The sequence below is a fragment of the Arthrobacter sp. FW306-07-I genome (assembly GCF_021800405.1).
GTDB lineage: Bacteria > Actinomycetota > Actinomycetes > Actinomycetales > Micrococcaceae > Arthrobacter.
Map to the genome: position 1 here is coordinate 2942588 of NZ_CP084550.1, position 22118 is coordinate 2964705.

Annotated in this window: 21 protein-coding genes and 1 riboswitch; of the genes, 9 read left to right on the top strand and 12 right to left on the bottom strand. The window is 67.7% G+C overall.

Annotated elements, in window-relative coordinates; genetic code table 11:
* The 7 genes from LFT46_RS13550 to hemE all read right to left on the bottom strand — a co-directional run bounded on the left by LFT46_RS13550 (position 1) and on the right by hemE (position 7718).
* Entirely contained in the window at positions 1-882 is an 882-nt protein-coding gene (locus LFT46_RS13550; protein WP_236820129.1) for a uroporphyrinogen-III synthase, read from the bottom strand.
* 7 nt (positions 883-889) lie between these two features.
* Complete coding sequence (gene hemC / locus LFT46_RS13555) at positions 890-1888, bottom strand: hydroxymethylbilane synthase (protein ID WP_236820130.1); 999 nt, start codon at positions 1886-1888, stop codon at positions 890-892.
* A complete protein-coding gene (locus LFT46_RS13560) occupies positions 1885-3126 on the bottom strand; it encodes a ferrochelatase (protein ID WP_236820131.1) in 1242 nt (413 codons plus the stop codon). The genes hemC and LFT46_RS13560 overlap by 4 nt, the downstream gene beginning before the upstream one ends.
* The gene (hemQ, locus tag LFT46_RS13565) at positions 3123-3824 is read right to left on the bottom strand and encodes a hydrogen peroxide-dependent heme synthase (RefSeq protein WP_236798962.1); all 702 of its coding nucleotides are present in this window, start codon (positions 3822-3824) and stop codon (positions 3123-3125) included. Before hemQ ends, LFT46_RS13560 begins: the two co-directional genes overlap by 4 nt.
* Before the next feature lie 113 nt (positions 3825-3937).
* Positions 3938-4177 carry a hypothetical protein gene (locus LFT46_RS13570; protein WP_236820132.1) on the bottom strand — a complete coding sequence of 80 codons (240 nt, stop codon included), beginning with the start codon at positions 4175-4177 and terminating at the stop codon, positions 3938-3940.
* A 936-nt stretch (positions 4178-5113) separates the two neighbouring features.
* Positions 5114-6619: a protoporphyrinogen oxidase gene (gene hemG, locus LFT46_RS13575; protein ID WP_236798964.1), complete on the bottom strand. Its 1506-nt coding sequence runs from the start codon at positions 6617-6619 to the stop codon at positions 5114-5116.
* A 4-nt stretch (positions 6620-6623) separates the two neighbouring features.
* On the bottom strand, positions 6624-7718 hold the full coding sequence (hemE, locus tag LFT46_RS13580) for a uroporphyrinogen decarboxylase (protein WP_142133236.1): 1095 nt from the start codon (positions 7716-7718) through the stop codon (positions 6624-6626).
* 158 nt (positions 7719-7876) lie between these two features.
* On the opposite strand from hemE, the gene LFT46_RS13585 reads away from it, so the two are divergent.
* Entirely contained in the window at positions 7877-9211 is a 1335-nt protein-coding gene (locus LFT46_RS13585; protein WP_236798965.1) for a glutamyl-tRNA reductase, read from the top strand.
* Positions 9212-9294: 83 nt separating this feature from the next.
* On the opposite strand, the gene moeB is transcribed toward LFT46_RS13585, so the two are convergent.
* On the bottom strand, positions 9295-10494 hold the full coding sequence (moeB, locus tag LFT46_RS13590) for a molybdopterin-synthase adenylyltransferase MoeB (RefSeq protein WP_236798966.1): 1200 nt from the start codon (positions 10492-10494) through the stop codon (positions 9295-9297).
* An 84-nt stretch (positions 10495-10578) separates the two neighbouring features.
* Here moeB and LFT46_RS13595 point away from each other — a divergent pair, with 84 nt between their 5' ends.
* From LFT46_RS13595 to LFT46_RS13605, 3 genes are all read left to right on the top strand, one after another.
* Entirely contained in the window at positions 10579-11244 is a 666-nt protein-coding gene (locus LFT46_RS13595) for a TetR/AcrR family transcriptional regulator (RefSeq protein ID WP_236798967.1), read from the top strand.
* 61 nt (positions 11245-11305) lie between these two features.
* Positions 11306-11530 (top strand): DUF3107 domain-containing protein, encoded by a 225-nt coding sequence (locus tag LFT46_RS13600; protein ID WP_142133232.1) that lies wholly within the window; start codon positions 11306-11308, stop codon positions 11528-11530.
* Positions 11531-11553: 23 nt separating this feature from the next.
* On the top strand, positions 11554-11856 hold the full coding sequence (locus LFT46_RS13605) for a hypothetical protein (RefSeq protein WP_236798968.1): 303 nt from the start codon (positions 11554-11556) through the stop codon (positions 11854-11856).
* Between the two features lie 67 nt (positions 11857-11923).
* Here LFT46_RS13605 and LFT46_RS13610 read toward each other — a convergent pair whose 3' ends face one another.
* From LFT46_RS13610 to thiO, 3 genes are all read right to left on the bottom strand, one after another.
* Positions 11924-12739, bottom strand: a complete 816-nt coding sequence (locus LFT46_RS13610) for a thiazole synthase (protein WP_272910799.1) — start codon at positions 12737-12739, stop codon at positions 11924-11926.
* Between the two features lie 4 nt (positions 12740-12743).
* Positions 12744-12980 carry a sulfur carrier protein ThiS gene (thiS, locus tag LFT46_RS13615; protein ID WP_236798969.1) on the bottom strand — a complete coding sequence of 79 codons (237 nt, stop codon included), beginning with the start codon at positions 12978-12980 and terminating at the stop codon, positions 12744-12746.
* On the bottom strand, positions 12977-14305 hold the full coding sequence (gene thiO / locus LFT46_RS13620) for a glycine oxidase ThiO (RefSeq protein WP_236798970.1): 1329 nt from the start codon (positions 14303-14305) through the stop codon (positions 12977-12979). The genes thiS and thiO overlap by 4 nt, the downstream gene beginning before the upstream one ends.
* Positions 14299-14417, bottom strand: a riboswitch (TPP riboswitch). (Overlaps the previous gene by 7 nt.)
* Positions 14418-14444: 27 nt before the next feature.
* On the opposite strand from thiO, the gene thiE reads away from it, so the two are divergent.
* The 4 genes from thiE to LFT46_RS13640 all read left to right on the top strand — a co-directional run bounded on the left by thiE (position 14445) and on the right by LFT46_RS13640 (position 19572).
* Entirely contained in the window at positions 14445-15194 is a 750-nt protein-coding gene (thiE, locus tag LFT46_RS13625; protein ID WP_236798971.1) for a thiamine phosphate synthase, read from the top strand.
* A 39-nt stretch (positions 15195-15233) separates the two neighbouring features.
* Positions 15234-16715: an RNB domain-containing ribonuclease gene (locus tag LFT46_RS13630; protein ID WP_236820133.1), complete on the top strand. Its 1482-nt coding sequence runs from the start codon at positions 15234-15236 to the stop codon at positions 16713-16715.
* 293 nt (positions 16716-17008) lie between these two features.
* Positions 17009-18691, top strand: coding sequence for a DEAD/DEAH box helicase (locus LFT46_RS13635; protein WP_236798973.1), 1683 nt, complete (start codon positions 17009-17011; stop codon positions 18689-18691).
* Positions 18692-18699: 8 nt separating this feature from the next.
* A complete protein-coding gene (locus LFT46_RS13640) occupies positions 18700-19572 on the top strand; it encodes a DNA-methyltransferase (RefSeq protein ID WP_236798974.1) in 873 nt (290 codons plus the stop codon).
* Positions 19573-19578: 6 nt separating this feature from the next.
* Here the strand turns inward: LFT46_RS13640 and LFT46_RS13645 are convergent, their stop codons facing one another.
* A complete protein-coding gene (locus LFT46_RS13645; RefSeq protein WP_236798975.1) occupies positions 19579-20427 on the bottom strand; it encodes a PHP domain-containing protein in 849 nt (282 codons plus the stop codon).
* A gap of 80 nt (positions 20428-20507) precedes the next feature.
* Between LFT46_RS13645 and LFT46_RS13650 the strand changes: the two genes are divergently transcribed.
* Entirely contained in the window at positions 20508-22082 is a 1575-nt protein-coding gene (locus tag LFT46_RS13650; RefSeq protein ID WP_236798976.1) for an aminopeptidase P family protein, read from the top strand.
* Positions 22083-22118: the final 36 nt, after the last annotated feature.

The window sequence follows — 22118 nt, forward strand, 5'->3', positions numbered from 1 at the left end:
TCAGGGCGGGTTGAGTGCTTTGGCCACGGCCGCCACCAGCCCGTCCGGCGTCGGCTCAGCCGCCACCGCCGCCACGTCCAGGCCCAGGGCGGCGGCCTGGTCCGCCGTCGAGCGTCCTATGGCCACCAGCCTGCAAGCCGCCAGCGGCCCCAGCACAGCGATCCGCCGGACGGCGCTCGGGGAGGCCGCGATCACGGCGGCGATCTTTCCGGCCGCGATCTCTGCCGAGGCGGCTTCAGGCGTCAGGAGGGAGTACGACGGCGGTTGCGGGCCGGCGTCGCCGTCCTCCGGATGCACGCCGAGCCTTCGCTCCGCTGCCGCCGGGTAGTCAACGGTGCGGTAGGCGGTTACCGCCTCAACGGCACTGCCCGCCGCTGTCAGGCCTTCCGCCAGGGTGGGTGCGGCAATGTCCGCCTGGGGCAGGAACACTGTGCCGCCGCCGGGCCACACAGCAAGCAGGCCGGCAGCAGACTGCTCGGCGTCCGGCGTGAGGGTTACCTGAACTCCGCCCGAGTCCAGCAGGCGGCGTGTTGCCGGACCGATGGCGGCGACCTGCGTACCGGAAGAAACCATCTGGTCCATGCGCAGGCCACGTTCGGCCGCCTTTTCCATCAGGACGTGCACGGTGGTGGCACTGCTGACCACCAGCCAGTCGAAGGCACCCGCTGCCAGGGCGTCGCAGGCGACATCCAGCGCGTGCTGGTCCGGGGCCCGTTCGAAGTCGATGAGCGGAAGCAGAACCGGCGAGGCACCGGCTTCCTGCAGTGCCGCGACCAGGTCTGCGGAGCGTTCGGGGCTGCGCGTGACCAGGACCCGGACTCCGCCGGGCAGCTTGCCGCCGTTCGGGTGGTTCTGTCCGGATCTACTGGAAGGCTGCGTCATTGCCAGGTCAGGACGCCTGCAGGTCTGCGATGTCGGCGGCTCCGGCGGCGAGGAGGGCTTCGGCCAGTTCGATTCCCAGCAGGGTGGCACCGACTTCTGTCAGCCCGTCCGTGGCGCGCCTGTCCCGCACCATGTCCGTTCCGTCGACGGCGCACACCACGGCCTCCAGATGCAGCATGCTGCCCTTCCGGTAGGCGTAGGCGCCGACGGGGGCTGCACACCCTGCCTCGAGCCGGGCCAGCAGCGCGCGTTCGGCGGTGACGGCGAGACGGGTGTCGGGGTCATCCAGCGCGGCCAGGGCCTGGGCCAGGACGGCCCGGGAGCCCTCGCTTGATCCCGGCTTTGGCGGGGCGTCGGCCGTGCGGCACTCGATGGCCAGGGATCCCTGGCCGGCGGCGGGCAGCATGACGTCGGTTTCGAGGTACTCAGTGACGGCGTCCAGCCTGCCGATCCGCTCCAGGCCGGCGGCGGCGAGGACCACAGCATCCAGGTCGCAGGACTTGCCGGGCACCACCTGGTCGGTGGAGTTGCCGGGCAACCCGGGGACACGGCCCAGGCGGGTATCGACGTTGCCGCGGATATCCACGATGTCCAGGTCCGCACGGGCGGCGCGCAACTGGGCTGCGCGGCGGGGCGAACCTGTGCCGACGCGGGCACCGGTCGGCAGGTCTGCCAGCTTGAACCCGTCGCGGGCGCACAGGACGTCGCGGACATCCACCCGGCGCGGGGTGGCGGCGAGAGCCAACCCTACCGCTGCCCCGGTGGGCAGGTCCTTGAGCGAGTGAACGGCCACGTCGCACTCATCGCGCAGCAGCGCGTCGCGCAGGGCAGCAACAAACACGCCCGTGCCGCCCATCTGGGACAGCGACCCCGTGAGGACGTCGCCGTCGGTGCGGACGTGCACCAGTTCCACCGGGAAACCTCCGACGGCGGCCAGCTGGTCTGCGGTCTGCTGGGTCTGGGTGAGCGCCAGCTTGCTGGCGCGGGTTCCGATCCGGACCGTCACAGCTGGTCCGTTTTCCCGGCTGCGTCGGCAGGGTACGGATCGTGGCCGGTGCCGACGGTGGTGTCTGCCCCTGCGATGGTGGGCTTTTCGCCGCGGAAGTTGGCGCAGCATCCCGGCCGGCAGACGTCGTACCAGGGGCCAAGGTCCGTGACGGCCGGCCGGTCGGCGATGTTGTTGGCAACGGTGCGTTCACAGATCAGGTCCACCAGGCCGTCGACGAATTTCCGGTGCGTCCCGGGCGTGGGGACGCGGGTGGCGGCCAGGCCCAGGTTGGCGCAGGTTTCCATCGCCTCGGTGTCCAGATCCCAGACAACTTCCATGTGGTCGCTGACGAAGCCGAGGGGAACAATGACGATGCCCTTGACGCCCTGACCGGCAAGCTCCTCGATGGCGTCGTTGATGTCCGGTTCCAGCCACGGCACGTGCGGGGCACCGGAACGTGACTGGTACACCAGGGACCACGGTGCGCTCTGCCCGGATTCGTCCTTGACCTTGTCCATGACGGCGCCTGCGTTGGCGAGGTGCTGGGCCACGTAGGCGGACCCTTCCTCGAACTCGCGCGGCTCCCCCTCGGACCGGCCCGCGGCCTCGGCGTCCCGGGTGGGGATGGAGTGGGTGGCGAACAGGACGTGGATCGGGGCGTCCGGCGTACCCGCTTCCGCGAGCTTGGCGCGGACGTCGGCCAGGCCGGCGGCGGTGCCTTCCACGAACGGCTCCACGAAGCCGGGGTGGTCGAAGTACTGGCGGACCTTGTCCACTTCCAGGCGGCCGTCCAGGCCAGTCTCCGTCAGCGCCATGCCGATGTCCTCGCGGTATTGGCGGCAGCTGGAGTAGCAGGAGTAGGCACTGGTGGTGAGCATCAGCACCCGGCGGTGGCCGGCGTCGTACGCTTCCTGCAGGGTTTCCGGGATGTAGGGCGCCCAGTTGCGGTTGCCCCACAGGACCGGCAGGTCGATGCCGCGGGCAGCGAGTTCGGCTTCCAGCGCTGCCTTGAGCTCGCGGTTCTGCTGGTTGATGGGGCTGACGCCGCCGTTGGCGCGGTAATGGTGCGAGACTTCCTCAAGCCGCTCGTCCGGAATCCCCCGGCCGCGGGTGACGTTGCGGAGGAAAGGAATGACGTCCTCCTGCCCTTCCGGACCGCCGAAGGAGGCGAGCAGGACGGCGTCGTAATTCTTGGGCGCCATGCGGCCGGCCTCGGTCACCGGGTTGACGGCGGTTGCCTGCTGCTCCGGGCTCATGCCAGCACCTCGGCAACCTCGTCGGCGGAGATCCGGCGTCCGGTGTAGAACGGGACTTCTTCACGGACGTGGTTGCGGGCCTCCGTGGCACGCAGGTGGCGCATCAGGTCCACCAGGTCCACCAACTCCGGCGCCTCCAGGCCCAGGATCCATTCCCAGTCACCCAGCGCGAAGGAAGACACGGTGTTGGAGATGACCTGCGGGAAGTCACGTCCCAGCAGGCCGTGGTCGCGGAGCATCTTGCCGCGCTCGGCCTCCGGCAGGATGTACCACTCATAGGAGCGCACGAACGGGTAGACACAGAGCCACTCGGCGGGAGCTACGCCCCGGGAGTAGGCGGGGGTGTGGTTCTTGGCGAACTCGGCCTCGCGGTGCACGCCCATGGCGGACCAGACAATCTCAGTGCCGGCAAAGAGGGTGCTGCGGCGGATGTCGCGGATGGCCTGCTGCAGCGCTTCCGGCTTGGAACCGTGGAGCCACACCATGACGTCGGCGTCGGCGCGCATGGCTGAGACGTCGTAGCTGCCCCGGTGCGTCACGCCGGCAGCGGCGAGCCGCTCCAGCAGTGCTTCAAAGTCGGCGGCGGCGTCGGCGCTGCGGACCACTGATTCCGACCGCTTGAAGACCGTCCAAAGGGTAAAGAACTGCTCGGCTGATTCTTCGGTTTTAGTGACAGATTCGGCAGAAGTGTGGCTCATGGTTACAAGTTTGCCCCCTCCCCGCCTCCAAGACGAAACCGAAGACTTCTACAGCACGTAGAAGTGAGCAAAGTCACATTTGGCAGTGCAGCAGGCAGTCTCCAGGAGGACTGCTAGAGGCGGCGCATGCGCAGGAATACCAGCCCTGCCGCGGCCCCCACGCCGACCAGTCCAGCCCCCAGCCACACCATGGCACCGGGCACGTCCGGCAGCGGTCCGGTGGATGAAACGGCCCGGCCCGGCTCCGCGGGCTCACCGGCAGCCTGCGGGGCACGGGTGGGCAGGGACTGGCGGGCGTTGATGGACAGGGCGGCGGGGAGATCAGTCGGCAGCACCGGAGCCGATGCGGTCACAGGATCCGAAGATGCTTGGCTCGCGTCGGCCGCGGTAGATCCCGCAATGCCGGAAGCGGCTGCCCCTGGCATTCCTGCCGCCCCCGCCGTACCAGTCCCGGATGCCTGTGCTCCGCCGGCGTGTGCTACAGCCAGTGGGTCGGTTCCCGATGCGCCCGATGGAGGAACCGGTGCTGGGGCCTGCGCGCCTGCTCCAACCGGGGCGCCCACAGCAGGGGCGGTGCCGGATGCAGGCGACCTGCCGGGTGCAGGGGCAGTGCCTGGCACGGAGGCCGCGGAAGGCCCGGCCTCAGTTGGCGATCCGGGCGAGGCCGGCACTGGAGAAGACGGTGCCGGAGAAGATGTGGCCGTAGGCGCGCTGGCCTGCCCGCCCGTAACCAGCGGCGTGCCTGAGACGATCGGGAGCGGAAGGTCGGGAAGTGGAAGTGCCGTCATGGAGGCGGCGGCTGTGGCCCGAGCCGTTGCCGTGGGTATGGCGGTGGACAGGGACACCGTCACGGCTGGACGCAACACCCCAGGCACTGCGGGGAGGGCGGGAGCCGTCGGACGCTGGGCGTCGGCGGCAGGCATCTTCCCATCCCCCTCTGAACCGCGCTGAACCGTCATGGCCTCCTGGTGTGGGGCGACACCCGCATCAGCAGTTGCCACCGGGGACGCCTGCACCGGCGGGTCCTGGGGAGTGGAAACTGCATCGTCAGCCAATGCTGCCTGGACGCCGGCGGAAAGAACCAGTACCGCTCCGACGGCCGCTGCTGCGGTGCCGCGTCGAAGTCCCCCATGGATACCGGTCCGGGACAGTGAAAGCTCGGACCTGTTTGAAACCATAGTCATCGACCCTAACCAGAATGGTGGGCCGTTTGAAAACCGGAAGGCCCACCGGGGTGTGCGCTGGACAGCTCCAGAATCCCGGGGTGGCCGGTTGACCAGCAGCGATGCTCAGGCGGCGGCCAGTTGGCCAATTTGCTCACGTGTGTCGGCGACCACGGCAGCCAGTCCGTTCCCGGCCACCCAGCCGCCAACGACGGCCAGCCCGCCGGCAGCCGTGCAGGCCTTGCGGATTTCCGCTGCCCGCGCGCGGTGGCCCACGGCCGCGAACGGCAGGGCTCCGCGCCAGCGGACCACGTCCCAGCCCTGCACGTCCTCCTCCGCGATCCGGACAGTGAGGAGCCCGGAGGCGTCACGGAGGGCAGCCGCAAAAAGCTCATCATCAGTTTCGGGGCCGCCCGGCTGCACCGTTGTTTCGGATGGCGATGCCGCTGCCGGGGCAGGTTCGCCGTCCATCCGGCCGTAGGAGAGGCGCACCACGTGCCTCCCCGGACCGGCGGCAGCAGCGAGCCAGTCCCATTTGCCGGTGGCATGCGTCAGGGCCTTAGCCTGGACCCCAGGCGTTTGCGGGGCCACCAGGATTCCGGTTCCACGCGGCCTTGCGTCCAGGTCCGGTTTATCCAGGACCAGCGTCACGAGCTTGACGTCCGGCCCGGAGGCGGGCTTTTTCCCTGCGATGGCAGGAACCGCACCTTCCAGGAGTTCGACGGCGGCGGGTCCGTCCACGGCCATGACCAGCAAGGCGGCGCTATAGGAAGTTCCGGGCGCTTCGACGCGCCAGCCGTCCCGGGTGCGGGCGACAGCCGTGGCGGCAGTGCCCGGCAGCAGCGTCACGCCCAGGCGCTGGAGATCCGATACCAGGGCATCCACCAGGGTGTGCATGCCGCCTTCGAGGCCGGCCACGGCGGAACCTGCCTTGGCCGGCTTACCAGGCTGCGGTGACTGTCCTTGCTGTGCCTGCTGGGCGGCCGGAGCACCGGCGCGGCGGCGTTGCGCCAACACCGCGGCAGCGAGCGAACCGTGTTTCCGCAGGCCTGCACGCAGGCCCGGAGCCACCATGTCGACGTCGAGCAGCCCGGGGTCGGCCGAGTGCACGCCGCCCACCACCGGCGAGACGAGCCGCTCCAGCACCCGCGAGCCCATCCGGGCCCGGACCAGGGCGGCCACGCTGGTAACACCCGCACCGGCGCCTACGGAGGCAGGCAGGAAGCGGTCCAGGGAGGCGCGCAACGAGCCAAGCATGCCCAGGGTGCGGCGAACCTCAGGATCCCAGGGGTTCGCCGGGATGCCCAGGACTCCTGTCCTGGGCAGTTCGCGGGGCCCGTCCGGAAGCTGCACCCACGCACCGCCTGGCCTTGGAGGAACGATCTTTTCGCCCAGGCCGAGCTCTACACAGAGCCGGGCAACGGCGTCGGACCTTGTGGCGAACGACTCGGCGCCGCTGTCCAGCGTGAGCCCGGCAACCGTGTGGCTGCCCACGCAGCCGCCCCACGCCGTCCCCGCTTCAAGGACGGTCACCTCATAACCGGCCGCGGCAAGTTCCCGGGCCGACAGGAGCCCGGAGATTCCGCCGCCCACCACCAGTGCCGGGCCGGGCGCCGCCGGAGAGCTGCCCATGGGTTTACTCCGGCGAGATGGAGTGGATGAGTTTCACGACCCGGGTCAGGACGTCGGGGTCCGTTTCCGGGGGAACCCCGTGGCCGAGGTTCAGGACGTGGCCAGGAGCTGCCGATCCCGCGGCTATGACCTCGCGGACGTGGGCCTCGAGGATTTCCCAGGGGGCCGACAGCAGCGCGGGGTCGATGTTTCCCTGCAGCGGGACGGTTCCGCCCAGGCGGCGGTTTGCCTCATCGAGCGGCAGCCGGTAGTCAACGCCCACGACGTCCACACCGACATCGCGCATTGCAACGAGGAGCTCGGAGGTGCCGGTGCCGAAGTGGATCAGCGGGGCGCCGAGGTGGCGGACATGGTCCAGGGCACGGGCCGACGCCGGCGCAACATATTTCGTGTAGTCGGCCAGTCCCAGCGAACCCGCCCAGGAGTCGAAGAGCTGGGCGGCCGAGGCACCTGCCTCGAGCTGGGCCTGGAGGAACATGCCGGAGGCGTCAGCAGCCCAGTTGGCGAGGGCGGCCCAGGTCTCGGGATCCGCATGCATCATGGTCCGGGGGCCAAGGTGGTCGCGGGACGGCTTTCCCTCCACCATGTAGGCAGCAAGGGTAAACGGTGCACCGGCAAAGCCGATGAGGGGCGTCTTGCCCAGTTCCGCCACCGTGAGCCGAACGGCTTCGCGGATAGGCTCCAGCGCTTCCCAGGTGAGCTGCGGCAGGGCGGCAACGTCGGCCGCTGTGCGCACGGGCTTCTCCAGGACGGGCCCCACCCCGGGAACGATGTCCACTCCGACGCCGGCCAGCTTCAGCGGGATCACGATGTCGGAGAAGAAGATACCGGCATCCACGTCATGGCGGCGCACGGGCTGGAGCGTGATCTCGGACGCCAGTTCAGGGCGGAGGCAGGAGTCCAGCATCGCGATGCCCTCGCGTACCTTCAGGTATTCCGGCAGCGACCGGCCAGCCTGGCGCATGAACCACACGGGACGGCGGGACGGCTTGCCCCCGCGGTACGCCGTGATCAGCGGGGAGTCGGCGGTGCGGCCGTCCATCAATGGATGGTCTGCGGCGAGGGCGCCGGCAGCTGAGACGGCGGGGCTAGGAGTCATGCTTTTGATTGTGCCCAAAAAGAGCAGCAAAAGATAACGACAACCTGTCGCTGTCCGGGCCCGCTTCGGCAAGGTGGCGCGAATCACTGCAGAGTGTGGCGACTATCCTTTCCGGAGGTTGTTCTACCGGACAACGAAAAAGCTATGATTGGTCTGCTGTGGTTCTTTTCTCATTGGTGGCTACACACGCCGACATCGATCTCGAAACCGTTGCTCAGTTGAGCAACGGTTCCTCCGGGATTGCCGCATCCGCGCTGACCGAATCCCCTGCCGTGGCCGGGGCGGTGGTCCTTGCCACCTGCAACCGCTACGAAATCTACGGCGAAGCCCCCAACCCCAACGACGTCGAAGCGGCCCGGGCGGCCCTCGTATCCCGGATCAGCGAGGCCAGCGGCCTGGCCGAACCCCTCGTTTCGCGGTCCTTCAGCACCCGTACCGGACCGGAAGTCACCCAGCACCTGTTCGCCGTCAGCGCGGGACTGGACTCCGCCGTCGTGGGTGAACGTGAAATCGCCGGCCAGGTGCGGCGGGCGCTGATCAACGCCCAGCACGACGGCACCGCCAGCGCCGGCCTGGTCCGGCTGTTCCAGGCGGCCTCGAAGACCGCCAAGGACGTGGGCGCGCAGACCGCCCTTGGTTCCCGCGGGCTTTCCATCGTCTCCGTGGCGCTGGACCTGGCCACCGATCTTTCCGAAAACCCCGACTGGTCCACCAAGAAGGTGGTGCTCTTCGGGACCGGCGCCTACGCCGGCGCCACCATGGCACTGCTGCGCGAGCGCGGCTGCACGGACATTTCCGTCTTCTCCTCATCCGGCCGGGCCGAAGGGTTCGTGGCCTCGCGCGGCGGCGTGGCCCTGGACGCGGACTCCCTGCGTCCCGCCGTGGCTGCTGCCGACGTCATGATCGGCTGCAGCGGCTCGGACACCCGCGTTGAGGCTGATGAACTGTCCCAGGTACGCGCCGACTCCGCGCAGCCCCTGATCGCCATCGACCTGGCCCTCACCCATGACTTCGACCCCGCCGTCGGCGAGCTGGAGGGCGTTGAACTGCTCACCCTTGAGTCGGTGCGGCTCGCGGCACCGCAGGAACAGGCAGAATCACTCGCCCAGGCCAGCGGCATCGTGAAAGGTGCGGCCAAGGCCTTTGAGCAGGAACGCGAGGCCCGCTCTGTCGACTCGGCCATCGTTGCCCTTCGGCGCCACACGATGAACGTGCTGGACGCGGAGATGGAAAAGGTCCGGGCCCGGCACGGCTGCACCGCCGCCGCCGAAGAAGTGGAGTTCGCCCTCCGCCGCATGGTCAAGCAGTTGCTGCACGTTCCCACGGTTCGCGCCCGCGAACTCGCCGCCAACGGCCAGCAGGACGACTACGTGGCTGCGCTGGAGGCGCTGTACGGCATCACGGTCGAACAGCCCGCCGCCTCCCCCACCGCTTCCGCTGCACTGGCCCAGGCCGAGTGCCCGGTGGACCACAAGGGCCGCGAAACCGCCTGAGGTCCCTTCAAGACCCAAGTTGCTCTATCAGATATGGCTCCCAAACCACCGGTTTGGGAGCCATATCTGATAGAGCATGCCGGTCAGTAGACGGGCTTTTCGGGTTCCACGTCGCGCACCCAGGCCAGGATCCCGCCGTCGAGATGGCTGACCCGCTGGTAGCCGGCCTGCCGTGCCGCCGCCAGCACGTTGGCGGACCGGGTCCCGGCCTTGCAGTGGAACACGATGTCCCGGTCCTGCGGAAGTTCGTCCCAGGCCTCACCGGCCAGGATGCGTCCCTGCGGGATGAGCCTGGCCCCATCGATCCGGACAATGTCGTACTCTCCCGATTCCCGGACGTCCACCAGCTCGAAGTCCTTGAGCCCGGCCTTCCGGGACGCCAGCATGGTGGCCAACTGGGTGGCAGTGACGGTGTGTTCGATATCGGCCTGCGCTGCCGGGGCAATGCCGCAGAACGCCTCGTAGTCCGTAAGTTCGGTGATGGGTTCCGCGGCGGGGTCCTTGGCCACGCGGATCTCGCGCCAGCTGCCGCCCAAGGCGTCGAACAGTGCCACGCGTCCAAGCAGGGAACGTCCGACGCCGGTAATCAGCTTTACGGCTTCGGTCACCATCAGCGATCCCACGGCAGCGCACAGCATGCCGAACACACCTCCCTCACCGCAGGAAGGGACGGAGCCCGCCGGCGGCGCCTCCGGATACAGGTCGCGGTACGTGGGGCCGTGCTTTTCCCAGAAGACGCTGACCTGGCCGTCGAATCGGAAGATGGAACCCCACACGTAGGGCTTGCCCAGGATGGCGGCGGCGTCATTGACCAGGTAGCGCGTGGCGAAGTTGTCGGCACCGTCGAGGATGAGGTCGTAGCCGCTGAACAGCCCTAGGGCGTTGGACGAGTCCAGGCGCACGTTGTGCAGCCGGACGTCCACCAGCGGGTTCAGCTCCGCAATGGTATCCCGCGCCGATTCGATTTTGGGCCGTCCGACGTCGCTCACACCATGGATCACCTGGCGCTGCAGGTTGCTCAGGTCCACCACGTCGTCGTCAATGATTCCAATGGTGCCCACACCCGCTGCGGCAAGGTACAGCAGTGCCGGGGCGCCCAGGCCGCCGGCGCCGATCACCAGCACCTTGGCGTTCTTGAGCCTCCGCTGCCCCAGGGCACCAATCTCGGGAATGATCAGGTGCCGGGAATACCGTTCCACCTCGTCAGGAGTCAGGTCCGCAGCCGGTTCCACCAGTGGATCGAGGGAAATAGTTGAAACATTTGCGGTGAAAGACGAAGCCATACTTCAATGTATGCCCCGGGATACCGCCAGGTCATATTACCCCGCAGTAAAGTGAAGGTAACTGCAATGGAAAGAAGGATAACTGTGGTCCCTGAAGCACGGGCCGACCGCCCGCCCGCAGCCGAACCGCAAACTCCCTCCCGCCCCGCAGGCCAACGGTCCGCCCGGCTGCCCCGGGATGAGCGCCGTGCCCAGCTCCTTGCTGCGGCCCAGGAAGTGTTCGTTGCCAACGGTTACCACGGCGCTGCCATGGACGAGATCGCGGAAACCGCCCATGTGAGCAAACCGGTGCTGTACCAGCACTTCCCTTCCAAGCGCGACCTGTACCTCGCCCTGCTGGAAAGCCACCTGGCGTCCCTGACCGAACTGATGCTGGGGGCACTGAACTCCACCACGGACAATGACGAACGCGTCCAGGCCGTCATGCGTGCGTACTTCCACTTCATCGCCAGCGACGACCAGGCCCACCGGCTGGTCTTCGAATCGGACCTGATCAACGACCCCGACGTCAGCTCCCGGCTGGAAACCTTCAACCGCACCTTCGCCGATGCCATTGCACGGGTCATCGCGGAAGACACCAAACTCCCCCATCTCGAGGCGGAACTGCTGGGCCGCGGTCTGGCCGGAATGGCGCAGGTCAGCGCCCGGTACTGGCTGGAAACCGACGGCAACCTGGACCTCGATGTGGCCAGCGACCTCATCTACCGTTTAGCTTGGCGCGGAATCTCTCGCTTCCCCAAAGAGTCCTAGACTACAAATAAGACAACACCTCGTAGAGAAGTACGAGAACTTCACAGGCTGGGAGGCCCCCTTGGAAATTAAGATCGGCGTTCAGAACGTTGGCCGCGAAATCGTACTGGAATCGACCCAGGATGCCGAGACGGTGGCCAAGGTTGTCGGCGAGGCCATCAGCGAAGGCAATGAGCTGCGCCTCAAGGATGACAAGGGACGCCTGATCATCGTTCCGGGGAATGCCCTGGCGTACGTGGAAATCGGGGCAGAAGAGGTCCGCCGCGTGGGCTTCGGCCAGTTCTAGCCTGCGCCTGAAAGGGAGCATCCATGCTTTCGTTGACCATCGTGGTGCTGGTTGCAGCCGCCGGCGGTGTCATTGTCTGGGCCAATGACAAGCGCCATGCCAAGTACGGCGCCGTGCTGCCGGCGGGGATCGCCGTGGCTGTCGCGGCGCTGGCATGGATCATCCTCATGGCGGCCGGCTTCGGCTATCTGCCCGGCTTGACCTGGCTCCCCTGGGTCCTGCCCATGGTCCTTGGCATTGCTGCCGCCATCGGTGCTGTGGTCTATTTGGGCCGCACCCGCACCCGCCACGACATGGAGCGGCTGACCGCCATCCTGCGGCGCTAAGGCATCCGTAAACGGCCTGTGGCCACCACCCATCCGGGTGGTGGCCACAGCTGTTTAAGGTCCGCGGTCAGAGGAACTCCGCCCGGCCCTCCATTGCCGACGAGGCGAGGGCATGCTCCCTGCGGGGGATGCGCCCGGCCGCCCGGGCCATCCTGCCGGCGATCACGGCGTGTTTGAACGCCTCGCCCATAAGGGCGGGGTTCTGCGCCCGCGTCACGGCAGTGGCCAGCAGTACGGCGTCACAGCCCAGCTCCATGGCAAGGGCGGCGTCCGACGCCGTACCGATGCCTGCATCCAGGACCACCGGAACCGACGCACGCGAAACGATGAGCTCGATGTTGTGCGGGTTCAGGATCCCCAGGCCGGTGCCGATAGGGGCGCCCAGGGGCATCACGGCGGCGGCGCCGAGGTTTTCGAGCCGCAGCGCAAGTACGGGGTCATCGTTGGTGTAGGCGAACACCTTGAAGCCTCGGTTCACCAGCTGCTCCGTGGCTTCCACGAGCTCCACGGCGTCCGGCAGGAGGGTCTGCTCGTCGGCGATGACCTCGAGCTTCACCCAGTCCGTTTCCAGGGCTTCCCGCGCGAGTTCCGCTGTGAGCACAGCATCCCTGGCGGTGAAGCAGCCGGCGGTGTTGGGCAGCACCCGGATCCCGTGGTCCACCAGCAGCTGGAACAGCGAGCCGGTTTCGGCGGGTGAGTAGCGCCGCATGGCCACGGTGGTCAGGGCGGTGCCGGAGGCCAGGAGTGCTGCGCCCAGGCCATCCAGGCTGGGCGCCCCGCCGGTGCCCATAATGAGGCGGGATTCCAGGGCGACGCCGTCAATCACCAGGGCGTCGCCGGCACCGGGGTTTCCGGCGGGGTTGATGGTGCTGGTTTCGGTCATGGCGTCAGCCTCCCTGTACTGCTGTAACGAGTTCGATGTCGTCGCCCTCGGCGAGCGCCGTGGCGAACCATTGGCTGCGCGGCACCACCTGGGCGTTATGGGCGACGGCGACGCCCAGCTTCCCGCCGTCCGTCGCCTGCCCGTTGTCAGCCAGCGGGCGTCCGGTGACCTGGCTGACGAGTGTGGTGATGGAGGCGCCGTCGGCCACCGTGTGCGGGTTTCCGTTGAGGGTGATGTTCACGCTGTTTCCTTGGTGTGGGTGCCATTGTCGTGGAGGCCGTGGGTGGCCGTTCCCAGGCCGGAGAACCGGCCCGGGCGGAAGGGGACCCAGCGGGGGTCGGCTTTTCCGTCGAGCAGATCCGTGCAGATCGCTGCTGCAGCGGGTGTGAGCAGGACGCCGTGCCGGAAAAAACCGGTGGCGATGATGAGCCCCGGAACGTAACCGGCTTCCGTTGCGGACCCTTCGCTTCTTAAGGCCAGGTCCACCGGCACCCTTCCCAGCAGCGGCGCATTGTCCGGGGTTCCCGGGCGGGCCCGGGCCGTGCACTCCAGAAGTTCGAGCTCGGCGACCGCGGGCACCAGCGCCTGGGCATCGCGCAGCAGCTGGTAGACGCCGCCGGCACTGACGGCGTCGGACAGGGCGTCCTCGCGCTGGGTGGCTCCGATCACCACGGTCCCGTCCCGGCGCGGAACGATGTACACCGGAACTCCGTGCACCAGTCCCCGCACCGTTGCGGTCACCAGGGGCTGGAGGTGGCCGGGCACTGCAAGCCGGAGGATGTCCCCGTGGACGGGACGCAGGGGCAGCTCGAGGCCATGGGGGAGGTCCGCGAGCGCCCCCGCCTGCAGCCCGTTGGCCACCACGGTTTCCGCTGCCAGGACGGTGCCGCCACCGGCGAGCCGAACCCCCGTAACGATGCCGTCCTCCCACAACAGCCCGCTTGCCCGCTCCGGCACTGCGTAACCGTCCACTGCCCCTGCCACGGCCAGGTGGTGCGTTTCGCGGACGCCGCCGGCCAGTGCCAGCCGCAGGGCCGCCACCAGCCGGCGGGGATCCACCTGGTGGTCCCCCGGGGTATCGAGGGCGCAGGCGATGGCGGGGCTGAGGAGGGGTTCGCGTTTGCGGGCCTCCCGGACGGTCAAGGGTTCCACGGACAGCCCGCTCGCCTGTTGAACTGTGCGCAGGTCCATCAGGGCGCGGCGGTCGGCGGCGTCGGCACCCACGGCGAGTGTCGGCGTCGTGAGGTATCCGGAATCCGTGCCCGATGCATCGGCGACGGCGGCCGCGAATGCCGGCCACCGTGACGATGCCTCCAGCATGAGTTCCAGGAGGTCCTCCTCCTGGTAGTGCAGTTCGCTCACGGGGGCCAGCATGCCGGCGGCAGCCCAGCTCGCGCCGGAACCTGGCGCGTCGTCAATGAGGACGACGGAGCGTCCGGAACGCTGCACTTCCCAGGCGATACCGTGTCCCACCACTCCCCCGCCAATGACGGCGACGTCGGCACGAAGGGTGGAGGGAATGGACGCATCAACGGACGAGGGCTGGGTGGTGCCGGGGGTACGCATCTGGGTTCCTTCCCTACGCCGGCATTAACCGGATCAGGTCAAGCGGTCGGCTCTGACGCCCTCTCAGCCCGGCGCTTTGTGACAGCTGCCGCGGGCTCCCGCAGTACCTCCCCAGTTTAGAGGAATTAGGCTTGCAGGCATGAATGCGACCACCCCTTCCCTTCCCGCAGGTTCCCACGCTCCGGCCGGCGGAGTTGCCAATGCCGAGGTTGTCAACGCCCGCGACAGCGAGGCCCTCAAGGCTGCCCGCCTGTATCTCTGCACCGATGCACGGCGGGACCGCGGCGATTTTGCGGAGTTCGTGGACGCGGCATTTGCCGGCGGCGTGGACATCATTCAGCTGCGCGACAAGACCATCGAGGCAGCCGAGGAACTGGACCTTTTGGCTGTGCTGAAGGAAGTGGCGGTGCGGCACGGCAAGCTGTGGGCGGTCAACGACCGCGCCGACATCGCTGTGCTTTCCGGGGCCCCGGTGTTCCATATCGGCCAGAAGGACCTGCCGCTGGCGGCCGCACGCACGCTGGTCGACGGCAACGCCGCCATCGGACTCTCCAGCCATACACCCGAACAGGTGGATGCCGCCCTTGCCGCAACTGCCGCACCGTCCGGGCTGGACTACTTCTGCGTGGGCCCCGTCTGGGCTACGCCCACCAAACCCGGCAGGGCCGCCGTCGGTCCCGAACTGGTCAAGTACGCGGCCGAGGCGTCACGGCAGGCTGCGGACCCGGTGCCCTGGTTTGCCATCGGCGGCATCGACCACGGCAACGTCCGCCATGTGGCGGAGGCGGGTGCGCGCAGGATCGTGGTGGTCCGGGCCATCACCGAAGCCCCTGATCCCGCCGCCGCTGCTGCCTCCCTCCTCGACGCGCTGGACGCTGCCGGTTCCTGAGCCTGCTTAATCGCGGAACTTGGGGCTACGCTGAATTTTGTGTCACATCATCGGCTGGCTCCCAACGTCCACGACCATAAGAACGCCTTGGAAGAGGCGTTGGGCCTGCTGCGGACGGAGCTTGAGCTTCCGGGTCCTTATCCCGCCGAAGCCGTGGAAGACGCCCTGGCTGCCGTTGCGGCGCTGCAGCTGCCGTCCTACGACCTGACCGCCGTCGAGTTTGTCACCATCGACCCGGCGTCCTCCACGGACCTGGACCAGGCAGTGTTCATTGAATTGGACGGGGATGGCTACCGCGTGATGTACGCGATCGCCGATGTTCCAGCCTTCGTTGCGCCGGGAGGCCCCCTGGACGCGGAGACGCGGCGGCGCGGACAGACGTTCTACGCTCCTGACGGCCGGATCCCGCTTCACCCGGAGATCATCAGCGAAGGGGCCGGGAGCCTGCTGCCCGGCCAGGAGTGTTCGGCCTTCGTCTGGGATTTCACGCTCGACGGCGAAGCAACCGTACTGACGGTCAGCGTCCGTCGCGCGCGGGTCCGCAGCCGCGACAAGCTCAGCTACCGGGGCGCCCAGGCAGCCCTCGACGCCGGGACCGCCCCGCCCGTGCTCCAGCTGCTCCGTGAGGTGGGCCTGAAGCGGGTGGCACTGGAACGGGCGCGTGAAGGTGCAAGCCTGAACATGCCTGAGCAGGAGATTGTCCAGCTGCCCGACGGCGGCTACCGGATTGACGCTGTTCCACAGCTTCCGGTGGAGGACTGGAACGCGCAGATTTCGCTGATGACCGGGATGGCGGCGGCGCAGCTCATGCTGGAGGGCAAGGTGGGCATCCTGCGCACCATGCCGGCCCCGGACGAACGGTCCCTGAAGCATTTTCGCCTGCAGACCGGGGTGCTGGGCAGGCCATGGGACGGCGAAGTCAGCTATGGCGAGTATCTGCGGTCCCTGGACCCCACCGATCCGCGGCAGCTGGCCATCATGCATTCGGCAGGCATGCTGTTCCGCGGAGCCTCCTACACCGCCTTCGACGGGACCGTCCCCGAGGATGGGATCCAGTCCGCCATCGGCGCTGCCTATGCCCACACCACCGCGCCGCTGCGCCGGTTAGTGGACCGCTTCGTGCTGGTCATCTGCGAGGCCCTGAGCAACGGCGGCGATGTTCCCGGCTGGGCGCGGGAGGCCCTGCCGCTGCTGCCGGGCATCATGGCAGGCTCGGACCAACTGGCGTCACGGATGGAACGCCTGGCCCTGGATACCGTGGAGGCGGCCCTGCTGCTGAACCACATCGGGCAGGAGTTCGACGCGATCGTGATCTCCGGGTCCAAGCCGCAGAACGGGAACAGTAACGGCAACGGGAAAAACGGCAAGTACGGCAACGGCAGCTCCGGGATCATCCAGATTGCCGAACCCGCAGTGACGGCGCGCTGCGCCGGCGAGCTGGAGTCCGGCACCAAGGTCCGGGTCCGGCTGGTGTCCTCAGACATCACCACGCGGGAGATCCACTTCGAACTCGTCTCCTAAAGGGCCGGCGGAACGCCCCGGGCGGGAGGAAACCGTGTTTCCACGCCCATGCGGCTAGACTTGAAGGGTAGAACTGGATGCCCGGTCGTTGATTTCCTCGATTTGAAACCAACAAGCCCGCCCCTACGCGATCTTGAGATTTACCCGTTGGTCACCAGTGCCAGCATTTAGATAGCCCGCGATCGGCTTCCACTGGAATCGCTTGCGCGCCTGAGCGTGCTCCGGAGCGGCCAGCTTTGGCCGGCCCGTTGAGCAGGCAGCGCCATTGCCCAAATGAATAAGGAAACTCCCCTGTGAGTGAATTGCATACCCACCAGCTCCTCAGCGATGAGTCCGGCACGGAAACTATCGAGCCGGAAGAAACCATCATCTCCGACGAGACGCCCCACGAGATCGCGGAGAAGTCCTTTGCCGACTACAACGTGCGCGCGGACATCGTTGAGTCCCTGGCGGACGCCGGGATTACCCACCCGTTCCCCATCCAGGCCATGACCCTGCCGGTGGCTCTTGCCGGCCATGACATCATCGGCCAGGCCAAGACCGGCACCGGCAAGACCCTCGGCTTCGGTATTCCCGCACTGCAACGGGTCATCGGCCAGGACGACCCCGGGTACGCCAAGCTCGCCGTTCCCGGAGCCCCGCAGGCCCTCGTGATCGTCCCCACCCGTGAGCTCGCCGTGCAGGTGGCCAGCGACCTGCAGACGGCATCCCGCAAACGCAACGCCAGGATCACCACCATCTATGGTGGCCGCGCCTACGAGCCCCAGGTTGAGGCGCTCAAGCAGGGTGTCGAGGTAGTGGTGGGCACCCCCGGGCGCCTGATCGACCTGTACAAGCAGAAGCACCTGAGCCTGAAGAATGTGAAGCTCGTGGTCCTCGACGAGGCCGACGAAATGCTGGACCTCGGCTTCCTGCCGGACGTTGAGACCCTCATCGCCGGCACCCCTGCGGTCCGCCAGACGCTCCTGTTCTCGGCTACCATGCCCGGCCCGGTCATTGCCATGGCGCGCCGCTACATGACCCAGCCCACCCATATCCGCGCAGCGGATCCCGAGGACGAGGGCCTGACCAAGCGGGACATCCGCCAGCTCATTTACCGTGCCCACAGCATGGACAAGACCGAGGTGGTGGCCCGCATCCTGCAGGCCCGCGGCCGCGGACGGACCATCATCTTCACCAAGACCAAGCGCACCGCCGCCAAAGTGGCCGAGGAACTGGTGGACCGCGGCTTCGCGGCCGCCGCCATCCACGGAGACCTGGGCCAGGGCGCCCGCGAACAGGCTCTGCGCGCGTTCCGCAACAACAAGGTGGACGTCCTGGTGGCCACGGACGTGGCTGCCCGCGGCATCGACGTTGACGACGTGACCCACGTGATCAACTACCAGTGCGTGGAAGACGAGAAGATCTACCTGCACCGGGTGGGCCGCACCGGACGCGCCGGCAACAAGGGCACCGCCGTCACATTCGTTGACTGGGACGACATGCCGCGCTGGGCGCTGATCAACAAGGCCCTGGGCCTGAGCGTTCCGGAGCCCGTGGAAACCTACTCATCCTCGCCGCACCTGTACACGGATCTTGACATCCCCGAGGGCACCAAGGGCCGCCTGCCGCGCGACAAGCGCACCCTGGCCGGCGTCGATGCCGAGGTGCTTGAGGACCTGGGCGAAACCGGCAAGAAGAACAGCCGCGGCGGCCGTGACGCAGGCCGCTCACGCGACCGGGACGGCCGTGGACGGGAAAGCCGAAGCGGCAACCGCGAAGGTGCCCGCAGCAGTGACTCCGCTGGCCGCTCAGGTGAGCGCCGCCGTCGTACGCCGGACTCTGCAGCAGCTCCTGCCGCCGAAGCTGCAGCACCCGCAGCGGACGCCGAAAAGCCGAACCGCGCCCGCCGCAGCCGGACCCGCACCCGCCGACGCAACGGCGAAGTGGTGGCCGGCGCCGACAAGGGCACGCAGCCTGGCAACTCCGAGGGCTAACTGCCCCGATGACTGACACTGTTTGGGCGCCGGACGGCGGCAGCCTGGTGGTGCACGCGGACAACGCGGAGTACCTCCCCACGCTGCCGGACGGCGCCTTCACACTGATTTACGTGGACCCGCCCTTTAACACGGGCAGGCCGCAGCAGCGCCAGCAAACCCGTATGGTGGTCAACGCTGACGGCGGCGGGGACCGGGTGGGTTTCAAGGGCCGCTCCTACGACACCATCAAGGGCGCCCTGCACCGCTACGACGACGCGTTCAGCGACTACTGGTCCTTCCTGGAACCCAGGCTCGTGGAGGCCTGGCGGCTCCTGGCCGACGACGGAACCCTGTACCTGCACCTGGACTACCGCGAGGTGCACTACGCCAAGGTCATGCTGGACGCCATCTTTGGCCGGGAATGCTTCCTGAACGAGATCATCTGGGCCTACGACTACGGCGCGCGTGCGAAAAACCGGTGGCCCACCAAGCACGACAACATCCTGGTGTACGTCAAGAACCCGGCCAAGTACCACTTCAACAGCGCCGAGGTGGACCGTGAACCCTACATGGCGCCCGGCCTGGTGACCCCTGCCAAACGGGAGCTGGGAAAGCTGCCCACCGACGTCTGGTGGCACACGATTGTCTCCCCCACCGGCAAGGAAAAGACCGGCTACCCCACGCAGAAGCCGGAGGGCCTGGTCCGCAGGGTGGTCGCCGCATCGTCCCGCCCCGGGGACTGGTGCCTGGACTTCTTCGCCGGCTCCGGCACCCTGGGGGCAGTGGCCGCGAAGCTGGGCCGGAAGTTCGTGTGCGTGGACCAGAACCAGCCGGCCATCGACATCATGGCCAAGCGGCTCGGTGCGCACGCCACCCTGGTAACCCGCCAGCCCAGCTAGGTAACGTCAGGGGCGGACGACGGCAGTTCCCGTGCCGAGTTCCTCGATCCGCGCCAGCATGCCGGCGGCAGTGAGGTTCTCCCCGAGCAGGTTGGGTTTGCCGGTTCCGTGGTAGTCGGAGGAACCGGTGACCAGCAGGTCATGCTTCGCCGCGAGCCTGCGGAGGAAGTCCCGGCCCTCTTCCGGATTGTCCCGGTGATCGATCTCCAGGCCTGCCAGGCCGGCGTCGATCATCTCGCGGTACGTGCGCTCCCCCACGATCCTCCCCCGGGCAGAAGCCACGGGGTGGGCGAACACCGGCACGCCGCCGGCGGCACGGACAAGTTCGACGGCGGTGGCAGGGTCTGGAGCGTAGTGCGGGATGAAGTACCGCGAGCGGGAGGTCAGAATGGAGGCGAAAGCCTCCGAACGGTCCTCCACCACCCCTGCGGCGACGAGGGCATCCGCGATATGCGGACGGCCAAGGGTGGCACCGGGCGCGACATGGTGGATCACGTCGTCCCAGGTAAGCGGGTAATCCTCCGCCAGGATGGTCACCATCCGCTCAGCCCGGGTCTGCCGGGAATCCTTGGCTTTGGTGATCTCTTCCAGGAGGCCGGGATGGGTGGGATCGTGCAGGTAGCTCAAAAGGTGGACGCTGATGCCCTCCTCGGTCCGGCACGACACCTCCATGCCAGGAACCAGGGCCACGCCGTACCTTGCAGCGGCCGCGGAAGCCTCCGCCCAACCTGCCGTCGAATCATGGTCGGTCAGCGCCACCACGTCCAATCCCGCGCGGGCAGCAGAGGCCATGACATCGGCAGGGGTCTCGGTGCCATCGGAGACGTTGGAGTGGGCATGCAGGTCAATCCTCACTTATCCAGCGTAGTGGACCGGGGACTAGAGACCGGGGAGGCCTGTTCGCTTAGCCGCGAAGCTGGTGAGACGATGGTGCCGTGAACGATGCCGAAAACACCCAAAACTCTGCTTCCCAGCCGTTGGAAGAGCGCGTCAACAACCGCTCCCAGCGGCCCAGTTCCAACGCGTTCAAGGCCTTCATGGCCAGCAACTGGGCACCTTCCAGCCAGGAGCTTCCGCAACTGGACGCCGTCGCCCCCTATGCCGCAAACCGGCGCAAGGCGATCTCCTCCCTGTTCAAGGGCGAACGCCTGGTCATCCCCGCGGGGCCGTTGAAGGTGCGGTCGAATGACTGCGACTACCGTTTCCGCCCGCACTCCGGCTTCGCACACCTCACCGGGCTCGGGCTGGACCACGAGCCCGACGCTGTCCTGATCCTGGAACCGGTCAAGGAGGGAACGGGCGACGACGGCGGGAACCACCGCGCCACGCTTTATTTCCGGCCACTGGCCGGCCGGGACACGGAACAGTTCTACGCGGATTCCCGCTCCGGCGAATTCTGGATTGGTGCGCGCCCCACCCTCGAAGAGTTCGAGGCCCGCCTGGGGCTGGCCACCGCGCACATCGACCAACTGGAAACAGCCGTCACCAAGGACGTGGGCGCCCCGGAAATCGGCGGCATCTCCATCCGCTTGGTCCGCAAAGTCGACGAGAACATCGACGCCCTGGTGGACACCGCACGGTACAACACTGCCAGGGACCCCGAGAACCTGGACCTGGGCGTCCTGGATGCCCTGGACGAGAAGCTCAGCGAGGCCCTCTCCGAACTGCGCCTGCTCAAGGACGAGTGGGAAATCGAGCAGATGAAGATCGCGGTGTCCGCCACCGTGGAAGGCTTTGAAGAGGTTGTTAAGGCTTTGCCGCGCGCCCTCACCCACGCCCGCGGCGAGCGCGTGGTGGAGGGAGCGTTCTTTGCCCGGGCCCGCGAGGTGGGGAACGAACTCGGCTACGACACCATCGCGGCGTCCGGCAACAACGCCACCGTGCTGCACTGGACCCGCAACACCGGCCGCATCCATGCCGGCGAACTCCTGCTCCTGGACGCGGGCGTCGAGGCCGACTCCCTCTACACCGCAGACATCACCCGGACACTTCCGGCCAGCGGCTCCTTCAGCGACATCCAGCGCAAGGTGTACCAAGCGGTCCTGGATGCCGCCGACGCCGGTTTCGCCGCTGCCCAGCCGGGAACCAAGTTCCGGGACATCCATACTGCCGCCACCACGGTCCTGGCCGAGCGTTTGGCCGAGTGGGGAATCCTGCCCGTCACTGTGGAGGAAGCGATCAGCCCCGAAGGCCAGCAGCACCGGCGCTGGATGCCGCACGGCACCAGCCACCACCTTGGACTGGACGTGCATGACTGCGCGCAGGCCAAGCGGGAGCTCTACCTCGACGGCGTCCTCACCGAAGGCATGGTGTTCACCATTGAGCCGGGCCTGTACTTCAAGAAGGAAGACCTGGCGATCCCGGAGGAGTACCGCGGCATCGGCATCCGGATCGAGGACGACATCCTGATGACTGCCGATGGCCCGGTAAACCTCAGCGCCGCCCTGCCACGCAATGCGGAGGACGTGGAGGACTGGATGGCCGGCATCTACCGGACCGAAGAAGCCTGACGCGGCAGAAATTACAAAGAGGCGGGACCGCCGGAT

What these genes read in the sequence shown, in the direction of transcription:
- LFT46_RS13550 (WP_236820129.1), bottom strand. Translation starts at nt 882, where the DNA reads ATGACGCAGCCTTCCAGTAGATCCGGACAGAACCACCCGAACGGCGGC.
- LFT46_RS13560 (WP_236820131.1), bottom strand. Translation starts at nt 3,126, where the DNA reads ATGAGCCCGGAGCAGCAGGCAACCGCCGTCAACCCGGTGACCGAGGCC.
- hemQ (WP_236798962.1), bottom strand. Translation starts at nt 3,824, where the DNA reads ATGAGCCACACTTCTGCCGAATCTGTCACTAAAACCGAAGAATCAGCC.
- hemG (WP_236798964.1), bottom strand. Translation starts at nt 6,619, where the DNA reads ATGGGCAGCTCTCCGGCGGCGCCCGGCCCGGCACTGGTGGTGGGCGGC.
- hemE (WP_142133236.1), bottom strand. Translation starts at nt 7,718, where the DNA reads ATGACTCCTAGCCCCGCCGTCTCAGCTGCCGGCGCCCTCGCCGCAGAC.
- moeB (WP_236798966.1), bottom strand. Translation starts at nt 10,494, where the DNA reads ATGGCTTCGTCTTTCACCGCAAATGTTTCAACTATTTCCCTCGATCCA.
- LFT46_RS13605 (WP_236798968.1), top strand. Translation starts at nt 11,554, where the DNA reads ATGCTTTCGTTGACCATCGTGGTGCTGGTTGCAGCCGCCGGCGGTGTC.
- LFT46_RS13610 (WP_272910799.1), bottom strand. Translation starts at nt 12,739, where the DNA reads ATGACCGAAACCAGCACCATCAACCCCGCCGGAAACCCCGGTGCCGGC.
- thiO (WP_236798970.1), bottom strand. Translation starts at nt 14,305, where the DNA reads ATGCGTACCCCCGGCACCACCCAGCCCTCGTCCGTTGATGCGTCCATT.
- thiE (WP_236798971.1), top strand. Translation starts at nt 14,445, where the DNA reads ATGAATGCGACCACCCCTTCCCTTCCCGCAGGTTCCCACGCTCCGGCC.
- LFT46_RS13640 (WP_236798974.1), top strand. Translation starts at nt 18,700, where the DNA reads ATGACTGACACTGTTTGGGCGCCGGACGGCGGCAGCCTGGTGGTGCAC.